11 protein-coding genes are annotated in these 10,209 nt (G+C 50.9%); 5 read left to right on the top strand and 6 right to left on the bottom strand.

The genetic code is table 11. From position 1 onward, the window contains the following. From I2F54_RS15935 to I2F54_RS15960, 6 genes are all read right to left on the bottom strand, one after another. Nucleotides 1-269: DUF3875 domain-containing protein (locus I2F54_RS15935; RefSeq protein WP_195501866.1), on the bottom strand; the 269-nt coding region annotated here is incomplete at its 3' end. Then, entirely contained in the window at nt 266-601 is a 336-nt protein-coding gene (locus I2F54_RS15940; RefSeq protein WP_195501868.1) for a DUF4133 domain-containing protein, read from the bottom strand. The genes I2F54_RS15935 and I2F54_RS15940, both read right to left, overlap by 4 nt. Before the next feature lie 10 nt (nt 602-611). After that, nucleotides 612-908 carry a DUF4134 domain-containing protein gene (locus I2F54_RS15945; protein ID WP_005856081.1) on the bottom strand — a complete coding sequence of 99 codons (297 nt, stop codon included), beginning with the start codon at nt 906-908 and terminating at the stop codon, nt 612-614. 170 nt (nt 909-1,078) lie between these two features. Continuing rightward, the gene (locus I2F54_RS15950; protein ID WP_195501870.1) at nt 1,079-1,732 is read right to left on the bottom strand and encodes a hypothetical protein; all 654 of its coding nucleotides are present in this window, start codon (nt 1,730-1,732) and stop codon (nt 1,079-1,081) included. Nucleotides 1,733-1,734: 2 nt separating this feature from the next. Beyond that, entirely contained in the window at nt 1,735-2,163 is a 429-nt protein-coding gene (locus I2F54_RS15955) for a DUF3408 domain-containing protein (protein WP_195501872.1), read from the bottom strand. 1 nt (nt 2,164) lies between these two features. Beyond that, nucleotides 2,165-2,947, bottom strand: coding sequence for a ParA family protein (locus tag I2F54_RS15960; protein ID WP_195501883.1), 783 nt, complete (start codon nt 2,945-2,947; stop codon nt 2,165-2,167). A 585-nt stretch (nt 2,948-3,532) separates the two neighbouring features. On the opposite strand from I2F54_RS15960, the gene mobA reads away from it, so the two are divergent. The 5 genes from mobA to I2F54_RS15985 all read left to right on the top strand — a co-directional run. After that, a complete protein-coding gene (gene mobA / locus I2F54_RS15965) occupies nt 3,533-3,955 on the top strand; it encodes a conjugal transfer protein MobA (RefSeq protein WP_195501873.1) in 423 nt (140 codons plus the stop codon). Beyond that, complete coding sequence (gene mobB, locus I2F54_RS15970) at nt 3,940-5,211, top strand: conjugal transfer protein MobB (protein WP_195501875.1); 1,272 nt, start codon at nt 3,940-3,942, stop codon at nt 5,209-5,211. The genes mobA and mobB overlap by 16 nt, the downstream gene beginning before the upstream one ends. Nucleotides 5,212-5,231: 20 nt before the next feature. After that, nucleotides 5,232-7,241: a conjugal transfer protein MobC gene (gene mobC / locus I2F54_RS15975; RefSeq protein WP_195501877.1), complete on the top strand. Its 2,010-nt coding sequence runs from the start codon at nt 5,232-5,234 to the stop codon at nt 7,239-7,241. 58 nt (nt 7,242-7,299) lie between these two features. Next, nucleotides 7,300-8,637: an RNA-binding domain-containing protein gene (locus I2F54_RS15980; protein ID WP_195501879.1), complete on the top strand. Its 1,338-nt coding sequence runs from the start codon at nt 7,300-7,302 to the stop codon at nt 8,635-8,637. A gap of 280 nt (nt 8,638-8,917) precedes the next feature. Continuing rightward, nucleotides 8,918-10,209: DUF4099 domain-containing protein (locus I2F54_RS15985; protein WP_195501881.1), on the top strand; the 1,292-nt coding region annotated here is incomplete at its 3' end.

Genomic DNA, 10,209 nt, shown 5'->3' on the forward strand with positions numbered 1-10,209 from the left:
AGCTCGTCCCTTTCGGTGTCGGGCTGGTAGTTCTCCTTGATGAAGAAGTCCTGCTTGTGTACTATGGAGTAGTCGGGCAGCACCTTGATTGCCTTGTACCATGCCGAATGTATGGCTTCGTACTCGGCACTGGTGACGGTGAACAGTTCGGGCAGTTCCACCCGGAAAGCCACCGTGATGTCGGCATCCTTTGAAATGATGCAGCCGTTCTCTACCGCCAAAAGTGGAAATTTCCTTTCCAGCGTGGTAGCCTTTAATATATTCCTCATGGTCTTTCTTCCTTTCTTCTTTTGTAGTTGAATAATCGGGGTATCGCCTTTCGGCTGATAATGAAGCGGGGGTGTCTTTTGCGGGCGGCTGCTTTCATCAGCCCGTGTGTGCCATACCGGGCATTGAGCCGGAACGTCTGCCATACGAGCAGCAGCGAAGCCGACACGATGAAACCGATACATAGCCATTGGTTCACGCCTGCCATGAACAGGACGATGAACACCACGAAGACGGCGAGCAAGCCGCCGCAAAAGATGAAAAGGTACTGGCTTTTCAGCCCCTTGAACTCCACCGGCTTTCCGATACCCCTGTTTACCGGATATTCAGACATAGCCGCTGGTTTATAGGAAGAACGACCGTAGGATAGTGGCGGCGACAATTAAAAAGATACATGCCCCGAACCAACTGGCGGCAGTCTTTGAGGTGTCGGGGTCACCGCTTGAAAATTTGTTATACACTTTTACCCCGCCAATCAAGCCGCAGACCGCCCCGATTGCGTACACCAATTTTGTTCCGGGGTCGAAATACCCGGTGATTAGGTTCGTGGCTTCGGTGATACCCGCCTGCCCGTTGCCCTGTGCGTAGGCACTTACCGCAGCGGCAAGGATAGCCGCCGACAAAAAGATTTTCTTTTTCATTGCGAATTGGATTTTAATGCCGGGGTAGCGGGTGGATAGTCCGCTGTCACCCGGCGGATGAATAACTTGAAATTTTAGTGGCTGCGGCACGGATGCCGTCTGTTGGTTTTAGGGTTGCCAATCAACCGTAATCACGCTGTTTCATGTTGTCAGTCTTATACATTATTATATTAAAGGAAGTCGTTCATGTCGAACGCTTCGTGTTCCTTGCTTGTATTGCCAGTTCCAGCAGCCGTAGCCAGTTCCGCTTCGTTGCGCCCCAACAGTTCCGCTACCTTTGCCAGCCCGCCGTTGATGTTCTCCACCACCGCATTGTAGAGGTTCGTCCCCTCAATCCTTTCCAGCGTCCCGGCGGCTTGCCGCTGTTCCGCTTCGGTGGGGTTATCGGCGTTCGCCGTGCGTACCGCTTCGCCCAGTTCGTCAAAGCTCACGCCCGTAGCCCGCCCGGTATCATCGTCACCGTCCATGTACCCGGCTATTTCCTCGTCCTCGTAGTCGGGTTCGTCATTCTCGTAACCGGGCGTTTCTTCCGCTTCGGGTGTTGCTTCCGAAATGTTTTCTTCCAGCTGTTCGCCAGCCTGCGGCGCAAAAATAGTATCATTTTCAACCGCTTGCGGGAGGTGTCCCGATTTGTCCTGCGCTGTCCCGATTAGTCCACCCTTGTATCGGCTTTCACCTACCAGCGTGTAGCCGTTTGCCTGACTTTCGGGAACAGTCTTGTCGCTTGTCCCCTTTTCGGAACTTCTGTTGTCCGTGTAGCGATACCATAGCCACAGGGCGATATAGTACGCCAAAAGTCCGGTAAGTATGCAATAGATTACCATAGCTAAAAGGGCTTTTGGAAGTGGCTTTCGTACAGGGCGTTTATCTCGTCTTGGTATTGCTCGAAGTGGCGCAGTAGAATATTCTCCACGTAGCTGCTTACCGTTACCTTTCGCCCGCCTATCACCGTCACGATACGCATCAGCTTCTCGTGGGTTGTGCGGCTCACGTACAAAGGCTGTCGGTCGGTCAGCTCCACTTTCTGAAAGTAGGTTTCCCGGTAGTCGCCCGTGCCGCCCTTGCGCCTGCGGGGTGTCGGTTTCTCCACCCGTACCACTTCCTCTTGTTGTCCCTCTTGGGTAATAACCTTTTCTCCACCGGGCAGTGGCGCATCATCCGGCAGGTTCTCCCGCTTGGCTGGTACGCCCTGCGAGATAAGTTCTTTCATAAAATCCTCGTCTATCTTCGGCATACCGCCGCTTTGCTTTGCCATATCACTGTAATTTGATGTAATACACTATTTCCGTTATCAGTTCTTCCAAGTTGCTTCCCCTGACCAGCGGGCGGCTGGCGGGAAAGAGCGTGGAGCGGAACACCGCCTTTTTATCTGCCACCAGTTCTTTTTTGTAGCGTTTGGTGTCGGGGATAAAGGTTTTCATCAGCGGCAGTTCCAGTTCCTTAATGGTTTTGTCATAGGCGGCGTAAAGGTCTGTTTTCTCCCGCCCGTCCACCATGTTCCAAAAGAGATACAGCCCGGCAAGTCGGCAGGCTTCATTCCTCACTAATAGCTTTTGGATAGCCATTGCGAACGACAGGCTGCTTTCCAGCACCACCTTGTCGGCTGAAATCGGGGTGAAAATATAGTCCATGCCCGCAAGGGAGTTGATAACGCCCTCACTATTCACCGTGCCGGGCAGGTCGAAAAACACTATATCCGGTACGTGTCCGGCGGCTATATATTCGTCAGCCGTTGCAATCGCCTTTTCGGGCGAACTGCACAGCACCGGGTAGGCTTTCTTTCCCAGCCGGGTAAACTGTTCATACGCCATGCGCTTGTAATCTTCATCCGCCCCGACCTGCTCGGCATCTCGCTTGCGCATCCCGGCAATGGAGTGTTGGGGGTAATCGCAATCCACCACCGCCACATCGTAACCTTTGAGGTAGTAGAGGTAACTCGCCGCCAGCACGGTAAAGGTGGTTTTGCCGACCCCGCCCTTTTGGGTGGAAAAGGCGACATAAAGGGGTGTTTTCTCGTTTTCCATATTGCTTCCTTTCATTGTTGGTTGATAGATTTGTTTATTGCTTTCAATCATTCTGTATTTTTTTCATTGTTTCTATCTCTCAATATTGCTGTCTTGAAATATTGAAAGACTGTTTTATTTCAATATTGTTTTATTGTTTTCTTGCTTTCATTCTTTCTTGAAATACTGAAATCCCGCTTTCTTGAAGTCTTGCTTTCAGCCAATCTTCCTTGCTTGGGCTATGGCTTTCCATATTGCTTTCAATCTTGAAATCTTCTGCAAATAAAAGAAGAAAAAACGTCCGTTTTCAGATGTGTCCCGATTTGTCCTGCGTTGTCCCGTTTTGTCCACCAACCGACTATTTCACAGCATTATAAATCACCGTTACTTTGCAACGGAGTAACGAACCGCAGGGGGCAGGGGTGTAAAACCGGGCAGGTTAATGGCTGGGCTTTCCGTTTCACGCTAACCCCAATCCGTCCGTGACGGATTTCGATTTTCGCCAGAAAATAGCAAGGTGTGTTCTATGGCACATAGAACCGTTTTCCGTGCCTGAAAACGCCTTGCCCCTTGCGGGGGTAAAAATCACTCCGAAGTCGTAATTTTTTAATCCAAAGAAGCATGGAAACAAGAAAATCTAACAAGGGCGGTCGCCCCGCCCTCGCAGACCCGGCGAAGCATCGCCATGTCCTTTACCTGAACGACCGAGAGAACGCCCGCTTCCTCTCGCAGTGGGAGCAGTCGGGCGTCACGAGCAAGTCCCGTTTCATTGCCGCCCGGTTGTTCGGCGAGCCGTTCCGGGTGGTGAAAGTGGACAAATCGGCAGTAGAATATTGCGCCCGGCTGACCGAATTTTATGCCCAGTTCCGGGCGGTAGCGGTCAATTACAACCAAGTGGTAAAGGTTCTGAATAGTAACTTTTCGGAGAAAAAGGCACTGGCTTTTCTCTATAAACTGGAGAAAGCGACTACCGAACTGGTTGTGTTGAACCGTCAGGTTATCGACCTGACAAACGAGTGTAAGGAACTATGGTTGCCAAAATAAGCACGGGCGGCAATATGTTCGGCGCACTGGTTTACAACCAAAACAAGGTGGACAGCGAGGAAGCAAGGGTGCTTTTCTCCAACCGGATGCTGTTAAGTGAGGACGGGCATTTCTCTATCGGCGAGTGTATGCGCAGCTTTGAAATGCAGATGCCCGTCCAGCTATCCACCAAGAAGCCGATACTTCATATTTCCATAAACCCGCACCCGGAAGACGTGCTGACCGACCAGCAGCTTTCCGACATCGCACGGGAGTATATGCAGAAGTTGGGTTATGGCGACCAGCCCTATTTGGTGTACAAGCATACAGACATCGACCGCCACCATATCCACATCGTTGGCTTGCGGGTGGACGAGAACGGCAGACCGCTGAATGACAAGTTCGAGCATCGGCGCAGCAAGCAGATAACCCGTGAACTGGAAAAGATATATGGGCTTCACCCGGCAGAGCGAAAGGAACGTGCCGAACGCCCGGAACTTAAAAAGGTGGACTACACCGCCGGGGACGTGAAACACCAAATCGGCAATACCGTGAAAGCGGCTTGCTACGGCTACCGCTTCCAGTCGTTCGGGGAGTACAAGGCTTTGCTTACTACTTACAACGTGTACGCCGAGGAAGTCAAGGGCGAGATAAACGGCAAACCTTATCAGGGCATAGTCTATTCCGCTATGAACGACAAGGGCGAAAAGGTGGGCAACCCGGTAAAGGCATCCCGCATCGGCAAGTCGGTGGGCTATGAAACGGTGCAGCGCAGAATGGAGAAATCGGGCGAAGCAATCAAGAACGGGAAACTGAAAGAGCGTACCCGGAAGATTGTAGCCACTGCCATGCAGACTGCCCGTAGCCGCAAGGGACTGGAACAGCAGCTAAAGAAACAGGGCATTGACGTGGTATTCCGTCAGAACGACAGCGGGCGCATCTATGGCGTTACGTTCATCGACCACGACAGCCGGGTGGTGCTGAACGGTTCACGATTGGGCAAGGAGTATTCGGCGAACGTGTTCAACGAACGCTTTTCGGGGGAAACAGAAAATATGCACCAGCCTGAAATGGCAGTACCACGGCAGGAACAATCCACGCATCAGGAACAGCCGGGGTTCACGCCGAAAGCCGACATCGTTTCGGGTGTGGCTTCCGTGCTGGGTGCTTTTGGTGGTTTGTTGGGCGGCGGTACATCAGGCGGTGACGATCCGCAGGACACCGCCCGCCAAAAGAGAAAGAAGAAGAAAAAGAAGCGCACAAGGCGCATCGACTAACTTAAAAAAACATTACAATCATGCAACAAGAAGATGATTTGAGAGGGCTTGCAAGGGTCATGGACTTTATGCGGGCTGTCAGTATTCTATTCGTGGGAATAAACGTGTACTGGTTCTGTTACTCCACCCTGAAAGAGTGGGGAGTGACGTTTGAAGTGATAGACAAGATACTGTGGAACTTCCAGCGCACCACCGGGCTGTTCTCGTCCGTCCTTTGGACGAAACTTTTCTCCGTGGTGTTCCTTATCCTGTCGTGCATCGGCACTAAGGGTGTGAAAGAGGAAAAGATAACGTGGACGAAGATACATTGCAGCCTTGCGGCGGGTGTGGTGCTGTTCTTCCTGAACTGGTGGCTGCTGGAACTTCCCCTACCACACACGGCAGGTACAGTGTTTTATATCGCCACGCTGTCGGTGGGCTATATCTGTATGCTCATGGCGGGCACATGGATGTCCCGGCTTTTGAAGAACAACCTTATGGAAGATGTCTTTAACATGGAAAATGAAAGTTTCCAGCAGGAAACAAGGCTTATCGAGAACGAGTATTCCGTAAACCTGCCGACCCGGTTCTATTATAACAAGAAGTGGAACAACGGTTGGGTGAACGTGGTAAACCCGTTCCGTGCCAGCCTTGTATTGGGAACACCGGGCAGCGGTAAGTCGTATGCCGTGGTAAACAGCTACATAAAACAGCAAATCGAGAAAGGTTTTGCACTCTATTGTTATGATTACAAGTTTCCCGACCTGTCGGAAATCGCTTACAATCATCTGCTTAACCACTTGGACGGCTATAAAGTCAAGCCTAAATTCTACATTATCAATTTTGACGACCCCCGCAAGAGCCACCGATGCAATCCGATAAACGCCAGCTTCATGTCGGACATTGCGGATGCCTACGAAGCCAGCTACACGATTATGCTCAACTTGAACCGCTCTTGGATAAGCAAGCAGGGCGACTTTTTTGTGGAAAGCCCGATTATCCTTTTGGCGGCTATAATTTGGTATTTGCGTATCTATCAGGGCGGTAAGTATTGCACGTTTCCCCATGCCATAGAACTGTTGAACAAGAAATACGCCGATGTGTTCACGATTTTGCGCAGCTATCCCGAACTGGAAAACTACCTTTCTCCATTCGTGGATGCTTGGGAATCTGAAGCTAATGAACAGTTGCAGGGGCAGATAGCGAGTGCCAAAATCCCGCTTTCCCGCATGATAAGCCCGGCACTTTACTGGGTAATGACGGGTGATGATTTTTCACTGGACATCAACAACCCGCAAGAGCCTAAAATACTGGTTGTCGGCAACAATCCCGACCGTCAGAACATCTATTCGGCGGCACTGGGATTGTATAACAGTAGAATAGTGAAGCTGATAAACAAGAAAGGTCAGCTTAAAAGTTCGGTGGTAATAGACGAGTTGCCAACAATTTATTTTCGGGGACTTGATAACTTGATAGCCACCGCCCGAAGCAACAAGGTGGCGGTTCTGCTGGGCTTTCAGGATTACAGCCAGCTTACACGGGACTACGGGGACAAGGAGAGCCGGGTGATACAAAATACCGTGGGTAACGTGTTCAGCGGTCAGGTGGTCGGCGAAACGGCGAAAATCCTTTCCGAACGTTTCGGTAAGGTGTTGCAGAAACGGCAGAGCATGACAATCAACCAGCGGGAGAAGTCCACCTCGATAAGCACCCAAATGGACAGCCTGATACCCGCCAGCAAAATATCCAACCTCACGCAAGGCATGTTCGTGGGTGCGGTGGCGGACAACTTCGATGAACGGATAGAGCAGAAGATTTTCCACTGTGAAATCGTGGTGGACAATGAAAAGGTGAAGCGGGAAACCGTACGCTACGTGAAACTTCCGCAGATTATCGACTTCACGGACAAGGACGGCAACGACCGGATGCAGGAGGAAATACAAGCCAACTACGACCGCATCCGTCAGGAAGTCCGGCAGATAGTCGAGGACGAGATAACCCGCATTAAGAACGACCCGGAGTTATGCCACCTGATAAGGGAAGAAGAATAACAGATATTCTTTCCTGACCCACAGTATTTTTACTAATTTTGCAACCAAAGAAATGATTATGAATGAAAACCAAAATATAGAATGGAAAGAAAGCTGGCGTGACGAGTATCTGAAATGGATATGCGGTTTTGCCAACGCCACAGGCGGCAAGATATATATAGGTATGAATGACAGCGGTAAGGTGGTCGGTGTCGCCGATGCCGACAAGCTGCTGGAGGACATACCGAACAAAGTGCGTGACGTGCTGGGTATCATCGTGGACGTGAACCTGCTGGAAGAAAACGGGCTGAAATATATCGAGATTGACGTGCCGCCTTATTCAAACCCTATCAATTACAAGGGGCAGTACCATTACCGCAGCGGCAGCACAAAGCAGGAATTGAAAGGTGCGGCATTGAACCGCTTTATCCTGCAACGCACTGGCAGGCATTGGGATGAATTTCCCATAGAAAGAGCCAAAGTAGAGGAATTGTCGGCAAACGCATTAGACCGCTTCCGTAAGGAAGCAGCGAGAAGCGGACGTGTGGACGAGGGTGTTTTGAACGATAAGACCGAACACCTGTTGCACGATTTACGACTAATAGACGATGATACCCGACATTTGACCCGTGCCGCCTTGCTGTTGTTCCACCCTGACCCGGAACGGTTTGTAACCGGGGCATATATCAAGATAGGTTTCTTCCGGGACGATAAAGGTAACTTGGAGTTTCAAGACGAGGTTCACGGCTCTTTAATGGAGCAGGTGGACAAGGCAATGGACTTGATAAAGACCAAATACCTGATTTACCGCATTTCATACGAGGGTATATCCCGGCGTGAAACGCCGCAGTTTCCGGTGGAAGCTGTCAGGGAGTCACTGATGAATGCCATAGCCCATAAAGATTACGCCAGTGCCGTACCCATTCAGATTAGCGTGTTCCCCGACCATATCACTTTTTGGAACGCCGGGCAGTTGCCGGAGAACTGGACAACGGAGAAACTTTTTGAAAGCCACCCGTCCACTCCCTATAATCCGCTAATCGCCAACGCCTTTTTCAGAAGCGGGGACATTGAAAGCTGGGGACGTGGTTACAAGCGTATTTTGGAAGCGGTCAGCGCATACAAGCTGTTGCCGCCCAAACTTGAAATGTTAAGCGGTCTGATGATTACCTATTATACCGATATACGTTCGCAACTATTGGCGCAGCGGGTGGATGAAAGGTATATTTCAGTTGTCGAGTATGCAGCCAAGAACGGACGTGTCACGAACTCGGACGTACAGAATATTTTGGGGGTAAGCAAGCCGACAGCATCCCGCATACTCCAGCAAATGAATGACTGGCTGGAAATGCAGGGTAAAGTGGGTAAAGGAACTTATTATACACCTAAATGGCTCACTAACGTATCAAGGATATAATGCTAATATTTATAATGTGTTGATTATAAGCTATAAATGGCATATCCAAATGGCTCACAAATGGCTCATCTAAAGAGAGTGATTAATTTCGCTCTCTTTTTTATGCCCGTTTCCAATTCTGCAACCATTAATTGCAGTAATTTGTAATTCATCCTACCCGGACAAATCAAGACAATACAGGACAAATACGGACACTCCTTTCCGCCTATCCAAATATAGCATATTTAGTGGCTACCTTTGGGCGGGATTATTCCCGTAACCACTAAAATTCCAATTATTTATGGCAAACAGAATGACCCCGCCCGCAGAGGGGCAGGAAAAAGACGTGCTGCTGGTCTTGGATAAACAGCAGGGAAAAGTGAGTGCCGTCAAGGGTATCGACAAGGAGGGCAATTTGCAGACCGTATCGCCGACACATGGCAGCGAGTTCGTGCAGGTGGACAAGAACAGCGATGTGTTCAGCAACTTCCTTTCCAACTTCTACCGTAAGTTTCAGGACACTTCCGGGCTGGAACTTTTCAGCGTGAGGGCTTCCGAAGCGGAGCGTAACGCAAAGGCAATCGAGGACAACCACCGCAACCCGACCCCGGAGGGCAACAAACGAACGGGAATGCTACGAGTTCCGAAGCCCGACTTCCATGAGTTCAAGCAGGGCTACCGCTTCGACCCGGCAAAAATCGACTGGGAGAACTTGAAAAAAGTCGGCATCACCGCCGACACCCTGAAAAACACGAAAGACTTCGACCGGGTGATGCGTGGCTACAAGTCCCGCAATACCTACACCGTTTCGGGGACGGTAGGCGGCTTTTACCTCAAACCTACCGATGTCAAACTCTCTTTCTATCAGGCTAAGGACGGCACGGTAGTACCCAAACTGCACGGCGTACAGCAGGATGAAAAGTTGTTGCAACGCCCGTTCCATGAACACGAGTTCACCAAGCAGGAACAGGGCAACTTGCAGGGTACTGGCAACTTGGGCGGCATCGCCCAAATCAAAGACCCGAAAAGCGGCGACCAAATCCCCGTGTTCGTCAGCCGGGACAGGTACACGCACGAACTGGAGTACATGCGGGCAGACAAATGGAAATGCCCCGATACAATCTGCAACGTGAAAGTCAGCCCGGAGCAGAAAGCCGCCTTTGAAGCCGGGCAAGCGGTCAAAATGGAAAACCTGCAATTCAGGGACGGCACGAAGCGCAGTGCCTATTTGCAGGTCAGTGCGGTGGAGCGTGGCTTGGAGTTCCTGCCCCGTGCCGCAGTCCAGTTCTTACAGCAGGGGCAGCAGCAGGTAGCCGGGATAAAGGACGGCAAGGGCGTGGAGTTCAACGGCCATGTGCAGCCAAGCGCACAGGGCAAATCACCCGACAAGGTGCAGCCGAAAGACGTTACCCCCGCCGCCGAGAGCCGGACACAGGTAGCAGTCAATACAGAGGGCAAGACCAACGAAGCCACCAAGCAGGGCAAAGAGCCGCTGAAACAAGGACAGCAGAAGCCCACCGCCAAGCAGAAAGAGAAGCAGGACAAGGCGCAAGACAAGAGCCTGAAAGCGGACAAGCCCAAGAAGTCCAAAGG

This window comes from Bacteroides clarus, assembly GCF_015555825.1.
Lineage (GTDB): Bacteria > Bacteroidota > Bacteroidia > Bacteroidales > Bacteroidaceae > Bacteroides > Bacteroides clarus.

What these genes read in the sequence shown, in the direction of transcription:
- mobA (WP_195501873.1), top strand. Translation starts at nt 3,533, where the DNA reads ATGGAAACAAGAAAATCTAACAAGGGCGGTCGCCCCGCCCTCGCAGAC.
- I2F54_RS15940 (WP_195501868.1), bottom strand. Translation starts at nt 601, where the DNA reads ATGTCTGAATATCCGGTAAACAGGGGTATCGGAAAGCCGGTGGAGTTC.
- mobC (WP_195501877.1), top strand. Translation starts at nt 5,232, where the DNA reads ATGCAACAAGAAGATGATTTGAGAGGGCTTGCAAGGGTCATGGACTTT.
- I2F54_RS15950 (WP_195501870.1), bottom strand. Translation starts at nt 1,732, where the DNA reads ATGGTAATCTATTGCATACTTACCGGACTTTTGGCGTACTATATCGCC.
- I2F54_RS15980 (WP_195501879.1), top strand. Translation starts at nt 7,300, where the DNA reads ATGAATGAAAACCAAAATATAGAATGGAAAGAAAGCTGGCGTGACGAG.
- I2F54_RS15955 (WP_195501872.1), bottom strand. Translation starts at nt 2,163, where the DNA reads ATGGCAAAGCAAAGCGGCGGTATGCCGAAGATAGACGAGGATTTTATG.
- I2F54_RS15945 (WP_005856081.1), bottom strand. Translation starts at nt 908, where the DNA reads ATGAAAAAGAAAATCTTTTTGTCGGCGGCTATCCTTGCCGCTGCGGTA.
- I2F54_RS15960 (WP_195501883.1), bottom strand. Translation starts at nt 2,947, where the DNA reads ATGAAAGGAAGCAATATGGAAAACGAGAAAACACCCCTTTATGTCGCC.
- mobB (WP_195501875.1), top strand. Translation starts at nt 3,940, where the DNA reads ATGGTTGCCAAAATAAGCACGGGCGGCAATATGTTCGGCGCACTGGTT.